Origin of the sequence: Undibacterium sp. Jales W-56 (assembly GCF_025548535.1) — a bacterium.
GTDB lineage: Bacteria > Pseudomonadota > Gammaproteobacteria > Burkholderiales > Burkholderiaceae_D > Undibacterium.
Window position 1 is genome coordinate 15,744 of sequence record NZ_JAJLQW010000010.1, and the last position, 21,951, is coordinate 37,694.

The 21,951-nt window shown below is 58.8% G+C and carries 19 protein-coding genes; 8 read left to right on the plus strand and 11 right to left on the minus strand.

Going from position 1 to position 21,951, the window contains the following annotated elements; all coding sequences use genetic code 11:
• The first annotated feature begins 106 nt into the window (after positions 1-106).
• The 8 genes from LPB67_RS18705 to LPB67_RS18740 all read left to right on the plus strand — a co-directional run bounded on the left by LPB67_RS18705 (position 107) and on the right by LPB67_RS18740 (position 11,769).
• Positions 107-1,285, plus strand: a complete 1,179-nt coding sequence (locus tag LPB67_RS18705) for an efflux RND transporter periplasmic adaptor subunit (RefSeq protein WP_262838840.1) — start codon at positions 107-109, stop codon at positions 1,283-1,285.
• Positions 1,285-4,371: an efflux RND transporter permease subunit gene (locus tag LPB67_RS18710; protein ID WP_262838841.1), complete on the plus strand. Its 3,087-nt coding sequence runs from the start codon at positions 1,285-1,287 to the stop codon at positions 4,369-4,371. The genes LPB67_RS18705 and LPB67_RS18710 overlap by 1 nt, the downstream gene beginning before the upstream one ends.
• On the plus strand, positions 4,365-4,685 hold the full coding sequence (locus LPB67_RS18715; protein WP_262838843.1) for a DUF3240 family protein: 321 nt from the start codon (positions 4,365-4,367) through the stop codon (positions 4,683-4,685). Before LPB67_RS18710 ends, LPB67_RS18715 begins: the two co-directional genes overlap by 7 nt.
• Entirely contained in the window at positions 4,682-5,944 is a 1,263-nt protein-coding gene (locus LPB67_RS18720) for a TolC family protein (protein ID WP_262838844.1), read from the plus strand. Before LPB67_RS18715 ends, LPB67_RS18720 begins: the two co-directional genes overlap by 4 nt.
• Before the next feature lie 730 nt (positions 5,945-6,674).
• A complete protein-coding gene (locus LPB67_RS18725) occupies positions 6,675-7,637 on the plus strand; it encodes a cation diffusion facilitator family transporter (protein WP_262838846.1) in 963 nt (320 codons plus the stop codon).
• A 10-nt stretch (positions 7,638-7,647) separates the two neighbouring features.
• Entirely contained in the window at positions 7,648-10,197 is a 2,550-nt protein-coding gene (locus tag LPB67_RS18730) for a cation-translocating P-type ATPase (protein ID WP_262838847.1), read from the plus strand.
• Positions 10,198-10,242: 45 nt separating this feature from the next.
• On the plus strand, positions 10,243-10,800 hold the full coding sequence (locus LPB67_RS18735) for a cytochrome b (RefSeq protein WP_262838848.1): 558 nt from the start codon (positions 10,243-10,245) through the stop codon (positions 10,798-10,800).
• 204 nt (positions 10,801-11,004) lie between these two features.
• Positions 11,005-11,769, plus strand: coding sequence for a histidine kinase dimerization/phospho-acceptor domain-containing protein (locus LPB67_RS18740; RefSeq protein ID WP_262838849.1), 765 nt, complete (start codon positions 11,005-11,007; stop codon positions 11,767-11,769).
• Positions 11,770-11,956: 187 nt separating this feature from the next.
• Here LPB67_RS18740 and istB read toward each other — a convergent pair whose 3' ends face one another.
• The 11 genes from istB to phnH form a co-directional block, all read right to left on the minus strand.
• Positions 11,957-12,760 (minus strand): IS21-like element helper ATPase IstB, encoded by an 804-nt coding sequence (gene istB, locus LPB67_RS18745; RefSeq protein WP_262838851.1) that lies wholly within the window; start codon positions 12,758-12,760, stop codon positions 11,957-11,959.
• Positions 12,753-14,264, minus strand: coding sequence for an IS21 family transposase (istA, locus tag LPB67_RS18750; protein ID WP_262838852.1), 1,512 nt, complete (start codon positions 14,262-14,264; stop codon positions 12,753-12,755). The genes istB and istA overlap by 8 nt, the downstream gene beginning before the upstream one ends.
• Positions 14,265-14,409: 145 nt before the next feature.
• Positions 14,410-15,267: an EamA family transporter gene (locus LPB67_RS18755; protein WP_262838853.1), complete on the minus strand. Its 858-nt coding sequence runs from the start codon at positions 15,265-15,267 to the stop codon at positions 14,410-14,412.
• Complete coding sequence (gene phnP / locus LPB67_RS18760) at positions 15,267-16,043, minus strand: phosphonate metabolism protein PhnP (protein WP_262838854.1); 777 nt, start codon at positions 16,041-16,043, stop codon at positions 15,267-15,269. The genes LPB67_RS18755 and phnP overlap by 1 nt, the downstream gene beginning before the upstream one ends.
• The gene (gene phnN, locus LPB67_RS18765) at positions 16,034-16,606 is read right to left on the minus strand and encodes a phosphonate metabolism protein/1,5-bisphosphokinase (PRPP-forming) PhnN (protein WP_262838855.1); all 573 of its coding nucleotides are present in this window, start codon (positions 16,604-16,606) and stop codon (positions 16,034-16,036) included. Before phnN ends, phnP begins: the two co-directional genes overlap by 10 nt.
• Before the next feature lie 10 nt (positions 16,607-16,616).
• Positions 16,617-17,771, minus strand: coding sequence for an alpha-D-ribose 1-methylphosphonate 5-triphosphate diphosphatase (locus tag LPB67_RS18770; protein ID WP_262838856.1), 1,155 nt, complete (start codon positions 17,769-17,771; stop codon positions 16,617-16,619).
• Positions 17,768-18,490: a phosphonate C-P lyase system protein PhnL gene (gene phnL, locus LPB67_RS18775; protein ID WP_262838858.1), complete on the minus strand. Its 723-nt coding sequence runs from the start codon at positions 18,488-18,490 to the stop codon at positions 17,768-17,770. The genes LPB67_RS18770 and phnL overlap by 4 nt, the downstream gene beginning before the upstream one ends.
• An 11-nt stretch (positions 18,491-18,501) precedes the next feature.
• Positions 18,502-19,341: an ATP-binding cassette domain-containing protein gene (locus tag LPB67_RS18780; protein ID WP_262838859.1), complete on the minus strand. Its 840-nt coding sequence runs from the start codon at positions 19,339-19,341 to the stop codon at positions 18,502-18,504.
• On the minus strand, positions 19,338-20,255 hold the full coding sequence (locus LPB67_RS18785; RefSeq protein ID WP_262838861.1) for an alpha-D-ribose 1-methylphosphonate 5-phosphate C-P-lyase PhnJ: 918 nt from the start codon (positions 20,253-20,255) through the stop codon (positions 19,338-19,340). Before LPB67_RS18785 ends, LPB67_RS18780 begins: the two co-directional genes overlap by 4 nt.
• The gene (locus LPB67_RS18790) at positions 20,252-21,379 is read right to left on the minus strand and encodes a carbon-phosphorus lyase complex subunit PhnI (protein ID WP_262838862.1); all 1,128 of its coding nucleotides are present in this window, start codon (positions 21,377-21,379) and stop codon (positions 20,252-20,254) included. The genes LPB67_RS18785 and LPB67_RS18790 overlap by 4 nt, the downstream gene beginning before the upstream one ends.
• The gene (phnH, locus tag LPB67_RS18795; RefSeq protein ID WP_262838864.1) at positions 21,367-21,948 is read right to left on the minus strand and encodes a phosphonate C-P lyase system protein PhnH; all 582 of its coding nucleotides are present in this window, start codon (positions 21,946-21,948) and stop codon (positions 21,367-21,369) included. The genes LPB67_RS18790 and phnH overlap by 13 nt, the downstream gene beginning before the upstream one ends.
• Between the last annotated feature and the right edge of the window lie 3 nt (positions 21,949-21,951).

Consider the following 21,951-nt stretch of genomic DNA (forward strand, 5'->3'; position numbering starts at 1 on the left):
GATTCGTCGTTTATCTGCGCCTCATGGTAGGCGGCAGTTGTTAAGAACTTCTTAATATCTGATCACCACCATCATACCCACCGATCCCCTCCGAGGAAATTATTTCATGATGTTCCAGCCACACACCACCCTGGTGCCCCTGCTCCGCACTCTGCTCTTGCCTTTCCTGCTCATCGGACCAGCGAGCACTTTCGGCGCCGACGGCATTGAACAGTTGCCCATGAATGCAAAGCAGATCAGCCGGGCCGGCATAGTGACAGCGCCGGCCGTAGCCGCGCCGGCCACCGCCGCCACGGCCGTGGGCAATGCCGTCGTCCTATCGGGAACGGTGGTCACGCCAGCCGATTCGCTCATCCTCGCCGCCGCTGCCGCCAACGGGGTGGTGCAGCAGGTGCATACTAGTTCGCTGCAGCGTGTGCAGACAGGAACGGCACTGGTCACATTGTTCAGTCCCGCATGGATGGAGACGCAACGCGAATACGTTCAGCTGTCGACGCAGTCCCACTTGGCGGCCGATAAGTTGTTGCGTGATGAAAGCCTGTTTGCGGATGGGATCATCTCCCGTGCGCGGGTGGAGGAAAGCCGTGCCGCAGCGCATCTGGTCAGACTCGCGTGCGATCAGCGCGCCCAGACGCTGCATGCAGGCGGTTTGAATGCGTCAGCCATCAAGGCCTTATCAACTGGCGGTCAACCGACCCCGCTGCTCATCGTGCGCGCGCATAGCGCGGGGACATTGCTTGAGCTGCCGGTCACCATCGGGCAGCAGCTGGAGGCTGGCATGGCGGTGGCAAAGATAAGCCGCGATGGCCCGCTGTGGGTGGAATTGCAGGCGTCAGCCAAGCAGCTGCCGATGCTGGCGGTGGGGGCGTTGCTCGACGTCGCCCAGTGCGGGCAGCTACGGGTGATTGCGATCTCGCCGCAAATAAACGGCGCCAATCAGACAGCGCAGGTACGCGCACGCCAGGTCGAACCGAAGGCCTGTCTTAAGACAAATGCATTCGTGGAGGCGCGGTTGCTAACGCCACCGCGAGGAAGCGACGCTCTGCTCGTGCCAGCCGTAGCGATGGTGCGTCGCGGATCGGCCAACTATGTGTTTGTACGTAACGCCAGCGGCTTCCAGGCCGTTCCGGTGATCAGTGGAGCGGTTGCCGGTGATCAGCTTTGGGTAAGCGGAGCGATCGCCTCAGGAGCGCAAGTGGCCGTGCGCGGATTGGTGGCACTCAAGGGCGCATGGGCAGGGTTCGGTGAGCCCACCGGCGCACCTGCGGCTAAAGGGAGTCAGTGATGCTGGGCCGATTAATCGCGCTATCCCTGGCACAGCGCCTTCTGGTGCTGGTGTTGGCGGTGTTGATGATAGCGGCCGGCATCAAGGCCGCGGGCGAGCTATCCATCGACGCCTTCCCGGATGTCTCCAGCACGCAGGTCAAGTTGATACTCAAGGCGCCGGGCATGACGCCGGAAGAAGTCGAAGCCCGCATCGTCGCGCCGATTGAGCAGGAATTGTTAGGCATACCGCGCCAGGCCATTCTTCGCTCGCAATCCAAATATGCGATCGCCGACATTACGTTGGACTTCGACGATGGCACCGACGTCTATTGGGCGCGACAGCAGGTTAGCGAACGCCTCGCCTCGGCACTCAAGGACTTGCCGCCGTCGGTAAGCGGTGGGCTGGCGCCGATCACCACCCCTTTAGGGGAAATCTTCATGTTCACCATCGAAGGGCCGTTGTCGTTGATGGAAAAGCGCACGTTGCTGGAATGGACGATCCGTCCCCAGTTGCGCAACATCGCCGGCGTCGCCGATGTGAATTCGCTAGGTGGTCAGGTCAAGAGCTTTGAAGTAGTGCCCGATCTGGCTGCGCTGGCGGCACGGCGCATTTCGCTGGCGCAGTTACAGCAAGCGCTAGAGGCCAATAACCGGAGTGATGGCGCAGGTCGGCTCGGCAGCAACGAAGAATCTCTGCTCATCCGCAGCGACTCGAGTATCCGAACGCTTGCCGATGTCGGCGCCATCGCGATCGTCAAGCGCGGCGACGTCGCCATTACGGTGGGCCAGGTCGCAACCGTGCGAATCGGCCAACTGACAAGCTATGGCGCCGTCACGCAGAACGGAAAAGGCGAAGCGGTCGAAGCGCTGGTGCTAGCGGTACGCGGCGCCAACGCCCAAACCGTCGTTGATCAGGTAAGGGCCAGACTCGTCGAGATTGGCCGCTCGCTTCCGGCCGGCACCACTATCAGCACCTTTTACGATCGGGGCAATCTGGTCGAGCGGGCAGTCAAGACAGTCACCAAAGCTTTGCTGGAAGCGACCTTGCTGGTGGTGCTGTTGCTGTATATCTTTCTCGGCAACCTACGCGCGGCCCTCGTGGTGGCCTGCATTTTGCCGTTGTCGGCACTTGGCACCTTCCTGCTGATGCGCCAGTACGGACTCAGCGCAAACCTGATGTCGCTCGGCGGCTTGGCCATCGCCATCGGCATGCTGGTCGACGCAGCGGTGGTGGTGGTGGAAAACATTGAGGCTCACAGCAGCAAAGCCCAGCCAGGCATGTCGCGTCTGCATGTGATCTACCGCGCGGTGCGGGAAGTTGCGGTGCCAGTGACGGCGGGTATGGTGGTGATCATGATCGTCTTCCTGCCCCTTCTGACGCTGCAAGGGCTGGAGGGAAAATTATTCGCGCCAGTCGCGCTGACCATCATCTTCGCTTTGGCGGCATCGCTGCTGCTGTCGTTGACGGTGATTCCGGTGCTGTCCTCGCTGGTGCTCAAGGCACACCATGGTCCACCACCGCGTTTGGTGCAGCGCATGGAGGCGGGCTACCAGGCCTTGCTGAGTCGAGCGCTGCGGCACGAGCGCCTGGTGACCGGCGGCGCCGTCGCTGCCTTGCTCATCGCAATCGGCCTATTCACGGTTGTCGGGAAATCGTTCATGCCGGTGCTCGACGAGGGCGACATTATTATGCAAATCGAAAAGCTGCCATCCGTGAATCTGATCGAATCCGCACGTCTCGACATGGCGATACAACGCAGCATCCTTGCGCAAGTACCGGAGGTGCGACGCATCGTTGCGAGGCTCGGATCGGATGAGCTCGGCCTGGACCCAATGGGCTTGAACGAGACCGACACGTTCCTGGTGCTCAAGCCGCGCCCGGAGTGGCGAAGTCAGTACAAGGAAGACTTGATCAACGCCTTGCGCAAGGCGACGGCAGACTTCCCTGGTGTCAACATCAGCTTCACTCAGCCCATTGAAATGCGCACCTCGGAAATGCTTTCGGGCGTACGCGGCGATCTCGCGATCAAAGTGTATGGACCCGATGCCAAGGCGCTTGGCACGCTGGCTGCGCAAATTGTCAACGTGGTGCAGGCGATACCAGGCAGTGAGGATGTACTGACCGTGAAGAATGAAGGCGTGCAGTATCTACAGGTCGACATCGACCGGGTTGCCGCCGGCCGGCTGGCTCTGAGTTCCGAGCAGGTGCAGGCGGATCTGCGCACGCTCATCGAAGGACGCGTGGCCGGCGTCGTGATCGAGGGCGGCAAGCGCCTGCCCTTGCTGATACGCGGAAGTGAGCAACTTCAACTGTCATCCGAATTATTCGGGCAATTGCGCCTGCCGCTCGCAGACGGCGAGTCGGTACCGCTGAGCCAGCTGGCGACGCTGCGCCACGTGGACGGTCCCGTCAAAGTCGAGCGTGAGAATAGCAGTCGCCTGGCCGTCGTGCGCGCAAATGTCCGAGGCCGAGATCTGGTGGGATTTGTCGACGAAGCGAAGCGCGCCGTCGCCAGCAAAATCAAACTTCCCGGCGGATATCGCCTGAGCTGGGGCGGGCAGTTTGAAAATCAGCAGCGCGCCGCAGCAAGATTGGCGTTGGTCGTGCCGGTGGCGCTGGCGTTGATTTTCCTGCTGCTGTTTAGCACGCTGCACAGCATACGGCAGGCGCTGCTGGTATTCGTCAATATTCCGTTTGCATTGATAGGCGGCGTGGTAGCGCTCGCGATCACTGGCGAGTATCTGTCGGTGCCCGCGTCGGTCGGCTTTATCGCCTTGATGGGCATCGCTGTCCTCAATGGTCTGGTGATGATTACCTGCTTCAACCAACTGGTGGCGCGCGGCATGGCTCTGCCGGAGGTGGTAAGCCAGGGCGCGCTGCGGCGCTTCCGACCGGTGATGATGACCGCCTGCATTACCGGCCTGGGCCTCGTCCCTCTGCTGCTGGCCACCGGCCCCGGCTCCGAAATTCAGAAGCCGTTGGCGATCGTGGTGATCGGGGGGCTGCTCAGCGCGACCCTGTTGACATTAATACTTTTGCCCATGCTCTTCCGGCGCTTCGGTGTCAAGCGGGTGGCAATTTTTCAAGCAGACCAATCATGCTAAAAAATATCTCCAACGACAGCTTGCTCACGCTGGCCATTCCAGTCGGTCTGGAAGAGGATGTACTCGACTTTCTATTGTTGCACCCGCTCTGGGCTACGGGATTTTCCGTGCTCGCGGCGCAGGGAATGGGGCAAGGCGCCGTGCTGCAGTCGCCGATGGAATTGGTGCAGGGGCGCAGCGGCCGAAAGCTGGTTCTGGTCGCAGGTGTTGGCGATCATCTTTTGCTGTTGCTCGAGGCCTTGGCTTGCGAGATTCCGAGCCCCGAGGTGACGTATTGGCTCGGTCCATTAACCGCATGTGGGAGGCTCGCATGAAATTCCACCTTGCCAGACTGGCACTGGCCTTGGCGGCGCTAGTAAGTGCCGATGCCTGGGCTAGCGGCCCGGCCTTGCCGCTCGCCAGCGAGCAGTTATTTGGATTGCCTCCGGAGCAAACCGTCAGGCGCTTGCTGTCCCAATTACCGCAACTGCGTATCGGCGCCCTCAACAATGAGCTGGCTGGCGCCGAGCAAACAAAACTGGCCGCCGGTCCAGGGGAGTGGACGGTACGGGGTGGCATAAGCCAGCGCAGCGTGCTCGAAGGGGACCGCTATCGTGAGCAGGAACTGATGCTCGAAAGGAGCATACGCTGGTTTGGCAAAGCCGGGCAGGATCGAGCGCTAGGCGAAAAAGGGCTGGCGCTGGCACTGGCACAGCGGGCCGACGCCTGGCATGAAGCCGGCCGGTCGCTGATGCAGGAATGGTTCGATGCGCTGAAGGTGCAGGCCACGCTCGACCAACTAAAGGAACAGCACACGTTGATCAAGCAGCTCAGATCGATCGCCGAACTACGCGTGAAGGCCGGGGACGGAGCTCGTCTTGAATTGATGCAAGCCGATACCGAATTAAGACGGGCCGCTGCGTTGATTGAGCAGGCAGAGCAACAGGTCTACCAAGCGCTCACCTCGTTGTCCACCACCTATCCCGGTATTCCGACTCCGCAATTGGCCCAGGTCCCCGATCCGCGCCCCATGCAGTTACGGCGGCCAGATCAGCTCACTCGAATCCTGGATGACAACCATGAGCTTGAATTGGCACAGGTGGAGGCCCAATGGTACGGATTGAAAGCAAAACGTGCCGCTAGCGAGCGTATGCCAGACCCGACGATTGCGCTGCGTGCTGGCCGCGAACGCGCAGGTCAAGAACGCACCATCGGCATCAGCGTGTCAATTGCCTTGCCGGGCGGCGCACGCAACGCCGAGAGCTCTGCTGCGTACATTAGGGCACAGATGGCGAACGAAAGGGTGGCCCAAGTCAAGACCAAGGTAGCGCTTGCCGCGCAACGGGCAGTGACCGAACAAGAATACAACTATCAGGTCTGGACCAGCCTGCGCGCAGTCGAGCAGCAGAGCGCCAATCAGGCGCACTTGATGGAACTGGGCTATAGGGCGAACGAATATACTTTGGCCGAAGCCTTGCTTAGCCGCCGCTTGGCTCTTGAGGCATCATTGGCTTCCCAGTTGGCACGGATCGCGGCCGTCGCCGCCAGCGCAAGGGTGCAGCTTGACGCGCATGCTATGTGGGCGATCGATTGAGGCGCATAGTGATAATGGCCGTCAATGGTTCCCGCACGACTACCACGCAATTTCAAAATAGTGCGAATAAGCTCTCTCGGTGCTGTACCCTTGTATGGACGATGTTTTGCTGAAAAATAAACTGTAGGCTCGCAAAAAAGGATGTGCATTATGTCGGAACCTCCGGGTGCCGCAGTCTTAAACGAAAACCCGATTAGACAGAACTCAGTACACCCGTAACCGTCCAAAAAATGGAATTGTGAGCTCCGGATCCTCGTTCAAAGCGATCGCCCAAATCACTCAGGCGGTCGTATCAATTATTGTTCCAACGGGACCTGACGAAGCTTTTGGCTTTTCAATTTCAGCAACTTTACTTCCATCGTTGTCACCGTCACTGTCCTTGCCGCGAACTATCGCCGGTTGCGCACTAGCCTGGACCGGGGGGGGTGTAGGCTGCCTTTGTCGAACTACCAATTGCTGAGGTCATTTTGCTCTCCGATGAGAATTAGCTTTCAAGAACTGCTTCTCCTTTAACGGCAATCTTCAAAAAAACTTGACTTGCAATTGCATGCTGGTTCCGCGATACGCTATATGGAGTAAGGAGAAGCTACCGCATGTTCTCAATCGCTTGGTTCCCGGAAACGCGAATCATTGCGACTATGATTCGGAGCACCCACGCTCGCTTAGTATCACGTTGTCACTTAAGATAGTGATATTCGCTAGCTAATGCGCTCCCCCTTTGCCTGCCCATATGAATCCACTTGAATTCCAAGACGAGAACGAAATTTCCTCACATTCGTCAGTTGAACGAGCCGCCGCCGCATCGCGCAGCACCTGGGTCAGCGTAAGCGTGAACATTTGCTTGAGTGTCGCCCAAATCGGTATCGGTCTGTTGGCTAAATCACAGGGCTTGGTGGCAGACGGCATACACTCCTTATCCGATCTAGTTGCTGATTTCGTAGTACTTTTTGCCAGTCACCACAGCAAGAAGGACGCGGATGACGATCATCCATATGGACATCAACGATTCGAAAATGCGGCGTCGTTGGTCCTGGGGTTATTGCTGCTTGTGGTTGGTATTGGCATGGTCTGGACCGCAGTTCTGAAACTTGAGGCACCGGAGACCATTGCGAAGGTACAAAGTATTGCGTTGTGGATGGCGGTGATTGCGCTTTGCGCCAAAGAGCTGCTTTTTCGTTACATGCTTGGGATCGCCAAGCGCATCAAATCAAGCATGCTCATTGCCAATGCATGGCACGCGCGTTCAGATGCTGCGTCTTCGTTTGTCGTCGGCGTCGGCATCATCGGCAACTTGGCAGGATTTCCAATACTTGACCCCATTGCGGCGCTAATCGTTGGCATCATGATACTGAGGATGGGCTGGGGATTTGCTTGGGATGCCCTTCACGACTTGATGGATCGCGCGATTGACGAGATGGAGATTAGCGCAATTCGAGCAACATTACTGGAGACGCCTGGAGTCAGTGGCGTGCATGATTTGCGCACCCGGAAGATGGGCGACATGATCATCGCTGACGCGCATCTGGAAGTCGAGGCGACGCTGACGGTGGAAGCCGGCCACGATATTGCCGTCGATGCCAGGCGCCGCGTGCTGGAGCGCCACCGTGTACTCAATCTAATGACGCACGTTGATCCGTGGAAGCGGCCGGACTTGGACCATGAAAATCTAGTGCGACAAACCGCGCTTGGATAGGATGGATACCATGTCGACGCCAGAAAAGAGTGAGGGTCTGACAGCAGCCGAAGCTACAGAAAAACTGCGTACAAATGGTCCCAATGAGCTTTCCACTTCTCGTCCTTTGAGTGCAGGGCGTTTGCTGCTGGATGTGATTTCAGAGCCGATGTTCCTGCTGCTCGTAGCGTGCGGCGCCATCTATCTGGTACTCGGCGACCGGAACGAAGCGCTCATGCTCCTTGGTTTTGTTTGCATCGTCATCGGCATCACTTTTTTTCAGCAACGACGCACGGAGCGCTCACTGAACGCTTTGCGTGACCTATCGTGCCCACGTGCATTGATTATCCGGGACGGTCAGCAGAAGCGCGTCCCCGGTAGGGAACTGGTGGTTGGCGATCTGGTTCTGCTCGCCGAGGGCGATCGCGTACCCGCCGATATTGACCTGCTCAACGCATCGAATTTGACCGTGGATGAATCCATGCTCACTGGAGAGTCTGTTCCGGTAATGAAGCATGGCAAAGCCGATATTACTGTTGAAAAAGACAACCAGGTATATTCAGGGACTCTTATTACGCAAGGAACAGCGAGCGGCTTAGTGATCGCCACAGGGCCGAACAGCGCGCTGGGTCGCATTGGTGCCTCGCTTGCTGCTTTAGGTGGAGAGCTGACGCCGATTCAACTGGAGACGCGGGGTGTGGTCAAGACGGTAGCCATAGGGGGATTGGGCCTCGCTGCTGGCCTTGGTCTGATCTATTGGTGGCTGCGCGGAGATTGGTTGCATGGGTTACTTGCCGGAATCACGCTGGCTATGGCTATCTTGCCTGAAGAGTTGCCTGTTATTCTAACGTTGTTCTTAGCGCTGGGCGCATGGCGCCTGGGACGAGAAAAAATTCTGGCGCGCAGCATACCCGCTATTGAATTGCTCGGGGCAACCACCGTGCTGTGTGTTGACAAGACCGGCACCCTCACCGCCAATTGCATGGAAGTTGTCCAGCTTTGGTCGGAGAAGTCTTTCTACGACGGCAAAGCCCCGGCCGCTCCCGCTTTACAAGACGAACTGCACAGTTTGCTCGAATATGCGGTACTGGCAAGTCATCGACAAGCGTTCGATCCGATGGAGTCGGCTATAGGGAAGGCAGGCGTCCATCTGCTTGCCAGCACTGAACATCTACATTCCGATTGGGTTTTGATTGATGACTATCCGCTCTCGCGGAAAATGCTGGCCATGTCTCGGGTTTGGCAATCAACGGACCGGTCTGAATATCTGGTTGCGGCCAAGGGTGCGCCTGAGGCTATTGTAGATCTTTGCCACATTGAACCGGGCCGGGCTGCCACGATATTCGCACAAGTGACAGCGATGGCGAATAAGGGATTACGCGTGATCGGCGTCGCCCGCGCAACCTTTCCAGCAATGCCTCTGCCTGACAACCAGCATGTCTTTGAATTTGTGTTCTTGGGCCTCGTCGCACTGCAAGACCCGGTTCGGCCGGAGGTTCCAGAGGCTGTGGCGCAATGCCAAGCGGCAGGTATACGCGTTGTGATGATCACAGGTGATCATCCAGCAACGGCGTTGGCAATCGCGGAGCAGGCGGGGATCGGCAAACCACCGGTGGGCATATTATCCGGTATTGACCTAGCGTCACTGGACGATACGGCGCTGCTGAATCGTCTTCAAGACACAGATGTCTTTTGTCGGATTGCGCCTGAGCAGAAGCTACGCCTTGTGCAAGCCTTTCGTAGCCGTGGCGATATTGTTGCGATGACCGGCGACGGCGTCAATGACGCGCCCGCGCTGAAGGCGGCTAGCATTGGCGTCGCAATGGGCGCGCGAGGCACCGACGTCGCGCGGGAAGCCGCTGCCTTGGTTCTGCTCAAGGACGACTTCTCTTCGCTATTATCAGCTGTCAAGCACGGCCGCCGCCTGTTTGCCAATCTGCGCAAGGCAATCGTATTTATCGTCGCAGTGCACGTCCCCATCGTTGGCTTATCGATACTGCCGGTGCTGTTTGGCTGGCCCATGCTGTTGATGCCGGTGCACATCCTCTTTTTGCAACTAGTGATAGACCCAGCCTGCTCAGTCGTGTTCGAGGCGGAACCATTAGAAGCGGACGCCATGAAGCGCAAACCACGCAAACCTGATATGCATTTGTTTGACCGCGAGATATTGATACGCGGTCTACTGCAGGGCGGTGGCTTATTGGCCATGTTGGTCTGTTTTTATCTGCAGGTCAAATGGTCCGGTAAATCCGACGACATCGCACGCACTACGACATTCTTCACACTCGTGATGTCAAACCTGGGGCTCATATATACAAATCGCAGCTGGTCGCTGCCGTCCTGGATACGGAAGGAAACTCTGAATAGTCCGTTTTCCTGGATCAGCCTATGCACTGTACTTCTGTTGTTTTTGGTGCTGAGTCTGGGCGTGATACGAGATCTGTTCGCATTTTCGCTTCCTGGTCCTGTGCTGCTGTTCAAATGTTTGCTTGTTGCTGCGTTGAGCATCGCATGGTTCGAGTTGGTTAAGTTCGGGCAATCGAAATGGAGGCCAGCGGCCAATACGGCGGTGACAGCCTGAGCGACATAGATATTTGTAAGTAATAAAGTCAACCAAGGAAACGACATGGAGAAACACACTAACTATGGCCCAGTATCCGATCACGGCTGGAAATATCGACAACCAGCGATTTGGTTACATTGGATTTCTGCATTTCTGATCATCGGACTGCTATGCGTAGGCTGGTACATGATGTCAATCGAAGATGATCCCGGTAGCGGCTGGTATTTTGATCAACACAAATCCTTTGGTCTGTTGCTCCTGATACTGGTTCTATTTCGCCTCATTTGGCGACTCTCACACAAGCCTGAGCCGCTACCGGACACAGTTCCAGTGTGGCAGAGGAAAGTGGCGAGCTTTACGCAGTGGTTGCTTTATGGCTGCATGCTGGCAATGCCCGCTATCGGATTGATAGGGGCGTCTTATACCAAGCGAGGTGTCGCCCTCTTTGGAATAAAACTCCCCTCATGGACGGCTCCCAGTCATGATATTGCGGAACAGTTTTTTGCCGTGCATTCAATCTTGGCCTTTATCCTAATAGGCCTGATCGTCCTGCATGTGCTTGCTGGGTTCAAGCACATGCTCATGGACAAGGATCGAGTTTTTTATCGCATCTGGTTCTGAACTCGGTGAAACCACGACCTTGGCCCAAGCGCAGGTCGATCTTCTTCGAAAGTCATCATCGAACATAGGGTTCTGATAGCACGATAAAAGTCTGCGAATGACTGTGGCGTCAGGCATGATTCCAACACAAGCTGAATAGCTGGCTGAAGTTGCGCTCAGCCAGCACACTGTAGTATGGCGAGTTGAGCAATTTTGGATGCAATGATGAAAACTATACGCCAACAACTACTGCTAGGACTCTTAGGGACGGCTCTGATATGTATTCTAGCGTCAGCATATTTTCTTTATCAATCGCTACTTCATGAAGTCAATGAACTAGCTGATCTCCAACTACGCCAACTGGCGCTGGCGCTGCCCGATGAATTTTTGCCAGGCACCGGATCACGCGCTCCTGAGGATCCTGAAGAAGAGTACACACTACAGGCGTGGGATCAAGCCGGACAACCATTACGGCTTTCAGTTAGCCAGCAGCTAATGCCTCGCTACGTGCTCGATGGGTTTTTGACAGTAAGCCTGCGCGGCCAGGAATGGCGTATCTATGGGAAAACCCGGAATGCTCGTTACGTGCAAGTAGCACAAGCGGTCGCTGTGCGAGACCTGCTAGCCGTGCGCATGGCGCTGCGTGCCGGCGCACCGCTTCTAGTTCTGGCGTTCGTTCTGGCTGTAATGATCCTAGTCGTAGTAGAACACGCCCTGAAGCCCTTAGAGCGGCTCGCTCAGACCATGGCAGGTAAGTCTGCAGATGCACTTGTCCCTGTTGTGGAAGAGGATATGCCACCTGATCTGCGTCCAGTTGTAAAAGCAATTAATGGTCTGATGTATCGGTTTGACAATGCGCTGATTGCGCAACGCGCCTTTATTGCCGATGCCGCACACGAACTGCGCTCGCCGCTTACGGCAATGACGCTGCAGTTGCAGTTGGTCGAACGTGCGATTGGTGATCGGGTGTTGGCGCTGATTGAAAACTGACCCACCCTGCTGATTGAATTTTGACCCAGGTGCGGGGTGCCGCGTTTGAAGCAGCGGCTGTGGATAAGTGTACCAAATAACAAGGGGGATTCGCGTAGGGCGCAGCCCGTAGCGAATCCCCCTTGGGGTTGCAGATGTTAGATTAACGATATAAACGATTTATCTACTTAAATTCTGTTGTGGCATATCAGAACGGTTCGGCCTGCGGATCGGCCTTGCCGGCCTTGCGCTTCTGCTCACGCTCCTTGATTCTCCCTTTAGCCGCCATGCTGCTGTGCTGGAAGCGGTAGGAGTCATTGCCCGTCTCGACAATATGGCAATGGTGCGTCAGCCGGTCCAGTAGCGCCGTGGTCATCTTGGCGTCGCCGAACACGGCCGACCATTCCGCGAAACTGAGGTTGGTGGTGATGGCCACGCTGGTGTGCTCGTACAGTTTGGAGAGCAGGTGGAACAGCAGCGCACCGCCGGCCTGGCTGAACGGAAGGTAGCCCAGCTCGTCCAAAATAACGAGGTCAATGCGCAGCAGCGACTGGGCGATCCGCCCGGCCTTGCCTTCCCGTTTTTCCCGCTCCAGGGCGTTGACCAGGTCGACCGTCGAGTAGAAGCGCACCCGCTTGCCCATCGCCGCTATACCCGCCACTGCGATGGCCGTCGCCAGATGCGTCTTGCCTGTGCCGGGGCCACCGATGAACACGGCGTTCTGCGCCGTGTCGGTGAAGGCGAGCGTGGCCAACCGTCGCACCAACGCCTGGTCCACCTTGCTCGCCTCGAAGTCGAAGCCGGCCAAGTCGCGGTGCGCAGGGAACTTGGCCGCGCTCATCTGGTGGCTTACGGAACGCATGGCGCGGTCGGTGTGCTCGGCGCGCAGCAGGTGCTCGATCAGCCACTTGGACGACGAGACGGCGTTTTCGCCTTGGGCCAGCAGATCGGTCCATGCGCTGGCCATGCCGTGCAGGCGCAGCTCTTTGAGTTCGGCGGTCACATCATGCATGGTCCACCTCCAGCGCGCCGTTGGCGGCATCGCGCAGGCTGTCGTAGCGGCCGGTGTTGGCCAGCGGCGCCTCGCTCAGTTCCAGGCTGGTCTCCACGCGCTCGGGTTCTGGCGGGGCGTTGAGCCGCGCCAGCACGTTCTCGACATGTTCGGCGCTGAGCACGCCGGATTCGATCACCAGCTCCACCGCCACCAGCACCGCGGACAAGCCCGCCGTGGGGACCGCCGCCAGCACCTGCGCCATGACCCTGTCGCCGCCGGCGTGGCGCATCAGTCCCTGCTTGAGGCGCTGGAGCGGCGCTGGCATGTCGGCGAACGGGGCGCCGTTGCGCAGCGCGCCCGGCTTGCGTTCGAGCAGCGGGATGTAGTGCTGCCAGTCGTAGCGCACCTGCTTGCGGTCGACGATGCGTTCGTGATCTGCAACGATCGCGTCTCCGGCCACCACGCACACCCGCGTCGGGTACAGCCGCGTGCTGACCATCTTGCCGGCCAGCTCGCAGGGCACCGAATAGCGGTTGCGCTGCACCGTGACCAGGCAGGTCGACGACACGCGCGCCGGCTTTTCCACGTAGCCGTCGAACGGCGTCGGCATGGGCATCATCTGCGTCTGTTCCTGCTCCAGCATATCGGCCACGCTGAAGGCGGGATGGTCGGGATGGCGCAGTTGCCCCCACAGAGCCCGGCAGCGCTCTCCCAGCCATGCATTGAGTTCGGCGAAGGAACCGAACTGGCGTGCCTGGGCGTCGATCCAGATGCGGCGCCGGCTGTCCTGCACGTTCTTCTCGACCACACCTTTCTCCCAGCCTGACGCGACGTTGCAGAAATCGGGATCGAACAGGTAGTGCGCGCACATGACGGAAAAGCGCGCGTTGACGATACGGCCTTTTCTCTTCTGGACCTTGTCCACGGCGGTCTTCATGTTGTCGTAGATACCTCGGCGGGGGACCCCGCCGAGCGCCGCGAAAGAGCGGGTGTGGGCATCGAATAGCATCTCGTGTCCCTGACTGGGATAGGCCACCAGCCAGAACGCGCGGCTGGCGCACAGCTTCATGTGCGAGACCTGCATGCGCCGGTAGATCCCGCCGATGACCAGACCTTCCTCGCTCCAGTCGAACTGGAAGGCCTCACCCTGCTCGAAGCTGAGCGGAACGAAAGCATGCGGGGCCTTGCCTTCCGTCTCGCGCCAGCCCCGGATGTAGGCGGTGACCTGGCAGTAGGCGCCGGTGTAGCCGCTGGCCTTGATTTCGGCGAACAAGTCCTTGGCGGTGCGGCGGTTCTGCTTGATGCGGTGGGCGTCGGCCTTGAGCGCCAATTCCAGCGCGCTGTGAAACGGCGTCAACTTGCCAGGCCCCGCTTCGCGCCGGTACGCCGGCGCCGCGACCTCCTCTGATGTACGCAGCCATTTGCGTACCGTGTTGCGCGACAGACCGGTGCGCTTCGCAATTTCATGCAGCGACAACTTGTCGCGCAGGTACAGCCGTCGAATCTTCCCAAGCATTTCCATGGTGATCATCCTCTGTTGTCTCCCGCCCAAAAATTGGGCAGGACAAGTAGAACACCTGGGTCAGTTTTCGATCAGCAGAAGCCTTCAAAGTGGGTCAATTTTCGACCAGCGTCAACAATTGGGCCACCTAAACACGTAACCTGCATCAGTTTCTGAATGAAAGCATCAGCAGACCTGCGCAAATGATAAAGGCTGCTGATGCCCTTGCTTTCCAAGCGGCCCTTTCCTTGAAAACAAAGATGGATGCCAGGCTCGCCAGAACAATTCCTGCATTTGTAAACGCAACGACGATGGCGGCTGGCATCGAACGCATGGCGTGAATAACCAGCGCATAGGCCAGGCCAATGCACAGTCCCCCGACAACAGTCACGGGCATGCTGATTCGGGCCTGGGGTCGCCATCCCCCGGTGGTTCGACGCAGATCAATCGTCAGCGCCAGCCAGGATGCAAAATAGCCGATGGTGATGAATCCTACCAACCCGCCAAAGCCTGGAATGTGAGCGGTGGCGGCCCGATCTGTCAGTGAGTAGATGCTGGTCGCGAACATCGCCGCCATTGCCCATGGCAAGGCCCGGATATCGTGTGCATTGCCGCCCACGCGTGCCAGAACAAGCAACCCAAGAACGCTAACGAAAAGTCCTGTCCAGGCAAAACCGCCCATCGTCTCGCCCAGGAACAGCATGCTCCACAAAGCGATCAAGATAGGGGAACTGCGCACCAGCGGGTAAACGAAGGCCACAGGCGCATAGTCGTAGGCGCGGCGCAAACCCATGAAATAAACCACGTTGGCGCTCGCAGAAATCACGACCCATTTCACCAGGGTGGGCGTCCACTGCACCTCGGTGAAAAGTGAATACAGTCCCCACGGCCCTAATAACACCAGGTGGGCCAGCAGGACCCACCACAAGGGGTAAGCTTCCCGCGCCTGGTGCCGAGCAATCAAATTCCAGGTCACGTGCATGATGACCGAGGTCACCAAGGCAAGCGCTGCGCTGTTGTCCATCAGGAACTCGGACGATCCAAACCTGCTTGCAGGTCAACTCGATCACCATCCATGGCGATGGCAGCGCGAGGCGATGACGCGCCGGTTTCCAGCAACCAGGCATCCAGCGTGTGGCTGATGTGTGTGAGCCAGGCACGCTGGGGCTTGACCTTGTCGATGACCCCAGCAGCCGTGGTCCAGTCGTTGTGATTTTTGGGGCCATCCCGTGGCGGGTAGCTGCAATCGAGGGCCAGGCCGTGTGGACGCCAGTCGGTCAGAAAGGTTTCAGTATGGGGCGGCAGGCCCAGCGTATCGGTCAGGTAGGCAAAGCGGCTACCGCTAGAGGATTCGATAGCGTAGCCAAATGTCACTTTAGAGTGAATCAGGGGCACTGGTGTCAGTGTCAATGCCCCAATGCTTAGCGGCTCAAACTTGGCTAATGCATGGAATTCCAATACACCAGGGTGTTTGTACAGGTCGGCGCAACCCTCCGAGTCGGGTGGCCCGTAAACGGCAAGGCGCGCACCGACACCCCAGCGCAGATGAAACAGGCCCTGCACATGGTCGGGGTGAAAATGCGTCAGCACAATGGCATCCAAATCACCTGGGGCAAACCGTTCATGAAGATCCGTCAATCCGGCATCCAGCAAGATGCGCGTGTTACCTGACTCAATCAGTGCCGAGCAAGGTCGGCGTACAAACGCTGGCCCCAATCGGGCACGCTCGCAGGCCACACAGCCGCAACCAAACAATGGCACACCACCGGCAGCACCAGTGCCTAAGAAAGTTACGCGCACGAAACTGCCTCGCTGCCACTGCCATGGCGAATCAAGTTCACCAGCGTGTCACCGGCCAAGCGGAGTTCGCCATCGTTGCGGATCAGCTCGCCACGGCGACCCAAAACCTGATTTTTTGGCGCACGCGCCAGGCGCTTCTCGATCTCTTCTGCACCCTCGCGGCCACGCGCTTGCAATCGCGCACGCCGCACCTCGGGCGATACCTCAACCCACACCGGCACAAGCTCTGGATAGCGCTGTGCCGCCGTCTCAAGATATTCCCGCGACCCATTCACCACCACAGTGATGCCTTTGGCCAGCCATTGGTTGACCTCAATCCCGAGGCCATAGGCGTGGCCATGGCTCTCCCAATGCATGGCCATCAAACCCGCCCTGCGCCGGGAGTCGAACTCCTCTTGCGTCAAGGCCACATGGTTTTCCCCACCTGCGTCGGCAGAGCGGGTGATGTAGCGGTGGGCAAACACCACCTGGCTTTCATTAGCCAGACGACTTCTCGCATAGCTCATCAAACTGTCCTTGCCACTGCCCGAGGCACCGACGACATAGATCAGACGTGCAGTCATTGCCGCACCTTCACACATGATCAAAATGTGCTGACAACGCAGCCACCCCAGCCACCCACACCCGATCGGCCTGTGGCAAGCCGCCCAGGTATTTGACGGCCACCAGATCGGCTCGTTTGCCAACGACGATTTCGCCCCGGTCCGTGAATCCTGCAGCACGCGCCGGGTTGCGCGTCACCAGGCTGATGGCATCCGCCAGACCAATGCCAGCCAGTTCTGGCAATTTCAACACCGACGGCAGTAAGGCAGCCGCCGAGTAGTCGCCGCACAGGCAATCGACCACACCTTCGAGCACCGCGTCCAGCGCGCGCATGTTGCCCGACTGTGATTTGCCACGCAGGATGTTGGGGGCACCAAAAAGCGTTGCCATGCCACGGCTACGCGCGGCCTGGGCGGCTGCCAGGTTCGTTGGAAATTCGGAGATCACGGCACCCAGACTTGCCAGTGCATCGACCTTTTCGGCACTGTCGTCATCATGACTAGCAATCGATACGCCATGCGCGCGTGCAACGACCGCCAGCGCGGACATGCGTGCCATGGCGCCAGCGGCTGCGGCCTGTTTACCGGCCAGCAGGGTCTCAAACTCGGTATCAGATGTTTTGTACGTGCGCGCAAGGTAGGCGCGATAAGCTGCCACGTCCTGAAATTGGCCTTGCCCGGGGCTGTGGTCCATGAAGGACAGCAGGTGTGCATGGCCGTGCCTCAAAAGCTCTGACAACACCGGTGGCGCGGTGTCGTCCGTGACCTCGTAACGCACATGCACCCGGTTGTCCACCAGCGCGTGGGCCTGCCAGGCATGGACTGCGCGTGCAATCTCGGCGGCAAAACCGTTGTTGCGCACGCCGAGTTCATGGTTGGCAAAAGACAATGCGTGAAACACCGTGGTGATGCCCGCCATGGCATTGCGCTTGTCGGCTTGTGCACAGGCAAAGTCCAGCGGAAAATGAACGCCTGGGCGGGGTTCAACTTCCTTTTCCAGCGCATCACAGTGCAGGTCAATCATGCCGGGGATCAACAAGTGTCCGGCTAGGTCCAGGGTGCGGGTGTTGCCCACCGTTTCGGGGTCGAGTGCCGCAATGATGCCGTTGTCGATCAGGATGGCTACATCGTCACGCACCTCGTCGGCAAAAACGACACGGGCGTGGGTCAAAAGTAAACGGCTCATGATGCACAGGTCTCCAGAATGTCAGATACCGCCACCGGCGGTGTGAGTTCCACCACGCGGTCAGCCAGGCGCTGCACTAGATCAGGGTGGTGAAAAATGGCGAGCATGGCCACGCCTTCGGCCTTGATGCTGTTGATCAGCCCGATGACGCGCTCGGTGGTCGTCGGGTCCAAGCTGGCCGTGGGTTCGTCCAGCAGCAGCAGCCGGGGCCGCGCAATCAGACCCCGCGCCAGGTTGACGCGCTGTTTTTCGCCGCCAGAAAAGGTGGCAGGTGGCACGCCCCACAGGCGCTCGGGCACATTCAGCAGGCCCAGCAGTTCACTGGCGCGCGCGCGGGCCGCTTCCCGCTCTACACCTTGCGCCACCAGAGGCTCACACACCACGTCCAGCGCGCTGCGCCGTGGCAGGCAGTGCAAAAACTGGGTGACAAAGCCGATGTCGCGCTGGCGAAGTTCCAGCATGCGATGCTCACTGGCTTGTGCCAGGTCGGTGCGGTGGCCTTCTGCATCCCGGTAAACCATGCGCCCGCCCGAGGGCAAGTAGGTGCGGTAAACGCACTTCAGCACCGACGACTTGCCAGCGCCTGTGGGGCCAATCAAAGCGGTCAATTGCCCGGTGTAAACCTGCAGATGAACGTTGGCGCAGGAGGGAATCAGCTTGTTTTGCTCGTGCAATTGGAAGTGTTTGCTCAAGCCGTCGATTTCAAGAATAGGTTGCATCACAGTGTTCCTTACAAGGCTGAGGCGACCAGCCGCTGGGTGTAAGCGTGCTGCGGGTCTTCCAGAATTTGATCGGTCAGGCCTGACTCAATCACGCGCCCATACTTCATGACCAGGGTTCGCCCGGCCAGCAAACGGATCACACCCAGGTCGTGGGTGACGACGATCATGGCGGTGCGCAGCTCTTGCTGGATTTCAAGAATCAAATCCAGAATGCGTGCCTGTACTGACAAGTCCAGGCCAGTGGTCACTTCGTCAAGGTAGAGCAGCGGTGGCCTTGTTGCCAGCGCCTTGGCAATTTGCACGCGTTGCTGCATACCGCCAGAGAACTTTTTGGGTGATTCGTCCATGCGGTCAATCAGCACCTCGGTGCGTGCCAGCAACTGCCGGGCCCGCTCGCGGATGTCGCCGTAGTGGCTGATGTCACTCATGAGCAAACGCTCGGCAATGTTGCCGCCGGCCGACACGTTGAAGTTCAGACCCAGATGCGGGTTTTGGTACACCATGCCAAAGCGGTGGTTGCGCAGCCAGCGCTGGCGGGCAGCGTTGAGGGCAAACATGTCCCATTGCTGTCCACCCTGCGCAGTGTCGAAAAACAAGGCTTCGCCAGCCGTGGGGGCTTCGTCAAAAAACAAGTTTTTGACCACGGTGGATTTTCCACTGCCTGATTCGCCCATGATGCCGAGAATCTCGCCTTCGTGCAGGTCCAGGCTCACGTTGTGTGCTGCCACTACCGAGCCGCAGTGGGGACAGATGTTGGTATCCAACTCGGGGCCGGTGGACTCAAAACACTGTGGGCAGCCGCGACCGTAGATTTTGGACAGGCCACGGACTTCAAGAATTTTCTTCATGCGTTTTCCTCCGCAGTGAGCCGCTTGCGCTGGGCCAGTTGCTGATTGCAGTAATCAGAATCAGAGCATTGCCAGGTCTTTTGCGCACCGCTGGCTTCCTCTGACGGGATGATCTCGTCCAAAAACGAGTCCGCAGCACCACAGCGCGCACAGGTGTGGCGCTGGCCCTTCGTATCGGTGAAGTCTTCGGTGCGAAACGGAACATCGTCAAACACCAGTGGCTCGGCCTTGGTGTAGGGCGGCACGGCGTAGATTTTCTTTTCGCGCCCGGCCCCCAATAACACCAGTGCTTTGGACTGGTGCAGTAGTGGCACGTCATAGCGCGGGATCGGGCTGGGGTCGATCACATAGTGGCCGTTGATGCGTGTGGGGTAACGGTGTGAGATGGTGATCTCATCGAAATGCACGAGGTCCTCGTACAGCTTGGTCAACAGCCGCGAGTAATCGCCCTCACCATGCATCACCTTGCGCCGGGCTTCTGAAGGTTCGACCAGCACCAATGGATCAGGGTACGGCACTTGCAGCACCAGCACTTGGGCTTCTGTTAATGGTGTTTCTGGAATGCGGTGGCGCGACTGAATCAGCGTGGCTTGCTGTGTGGACTCGGTGGTGTCGATGCCGGGGCAAGTGAGCTCCACAAACTGGCGCAGGCTGACCGCGTTGACCGAATCGTCTGAGCCCTGGTCAATCACCTTCAGGGCGTCATCCGGGCCAATCAGCGACAAGGTCACTTGCAGGCCACCCGTACCAAAGCCGCGCCCCATGGGCATCTCGCGCGAGGCGTAAGGCGTTTGGTAACCGGGGATGCTGATGGCCTTGAGAATGCAACGACGCACCTCGCGCTTGGCGTATTCATCCAGAAAACCGAAGCTGTAGGCCGCTTCATCTTGTGGCAATTCATAACCGGGGTTCATGCCTTGATTCCTTTCAACGACGTGTTTGTGGTTGGCGTGGCCTTGCTTTGTGTCGTGCGCAGGCGGTCCATGTCAGATTGGAAGGTCACGTAGTGCGGCATCTTGTAGTGGCTGGCGAAACCCATTGAGTCCACGCCATCCACATGCAACAGCACAAACTCGGGGTCTTCCGAGGGGTTGCTGGGGCCGTCGCGCATGCCTTTTTGCAGCGCGCGGTCGAGAATCGCCATCGCAATGGCTTTGACCTCGTTGTGTCCGAAACACGCGCCATAGCCCAGGGTGAACACCGGCGGGCCGTCGTTATCGCCGCCCTCGTACATGGCGACCACTTCGCATTCGGTCATCAAGACCTCACCGGCCTCGATCAACTCACCCGTTACCGGGTGCGGCAGCATCACCGGCAGGTAGCCTACGCGCAGTTCGGCAATGGTGGGATGCACGTCGCCATAGCCGCGCATGTTGGAGTACGCAATGGCCAGCAGTGAACCGGTTTCAGCCCGTGCCATGGTGGCGAGCGCCGCCGAGCGCGGCACCGGGAACACCAGCGGCTCGCGCGTGATGTCAAAAGCTTCCACACTGCGGCTTGCCAGCGGTGGTAGCAAGCCATCGGCGCGCAGGGCATCAAGCACCTTGGGAAAGGTGTCGGGCAAATCCGTCTCGGGCTGCGCTTGCCGAAAGCGCTTGGCCACATCGCGAAATGCCTGTGGGGACTCATCGGCCAGATCCATGCGCATCAGACGCAGCGCGTAATCGTAAGTGGCACCCAGCATCTGACCACCAGGGATATCCTTGAAGGCTGACGAGATGCGCCGGATCAGCCGCATGTTGGAGGTGTCTTGCACCGGCATCTCCAGCAGCCGTGGCTTGGTGGAACGGTAAGCGCGCAGGGCAAACGCCGCTTCCAGCGTGTCACCTTGCATTTGCTTGATGGCGAGTGCTGCCAGACGCGGGTGGTACAAGCCGCCCTCGGACACCACGCGCGAGGTCAGCAGGCGCAACTGGTGCTCGATGGTCGACAAAGTCAGTGGCGATCCGGCATCGCCCTCGGCGGTGCGCAAGGCTTCTGCAGCTGCGTGCGAGCCTTCAATGGCCCGACCGCCACCCTTGATGGCTACATAACCCATGCTGTTTCTCCTTGTGATGCGATTGCTGCGGTGCTGCCAATGGCTAAGGTGGTTCTGGGTAATGCGACGACGCGGGTTTCATCCATCAGAATCAGGTCCACACCCAGCGGGAAACCTTCGTTCCAGGCTTGGCGGCGCACCAGCCAGGCCGGATCCAGACCGGCGATGGCCAGTGTTTGGGTGGTGGCGATGCCGGGGCCGGTGAGTTGCCAGCACGCGCCTTTGCCAAGGAATGCCACTTTCAGCAAAATCGTTGCACCCTGTTCAGGTGACTCCAGCGTGCCCAGGGTCGGCTCGAAGATCGGGGGCAAGCCGCCAGCAGCCACAATGAATTGCGCACGCTCGGGCCCGGTCATACGGGCTTGCAGGCGTTGGCGTGTCAAGTCATTCAGAAGGTTTTGCGGGTCAGCCAGCGTGGCCTCCCGGTCGACCAGCGTGGCCAGGGTTTGCGTCAAGGCGTCACCTTCGGTCAGAGTTTCAATACGACCAGGGAAGCTGAAGGCGCTTAGCAACTGGCGAAATACGGTTTGTTGGCGGGGTGCGCTCCAGGCCTGAAGGTCTGCACTCATGCG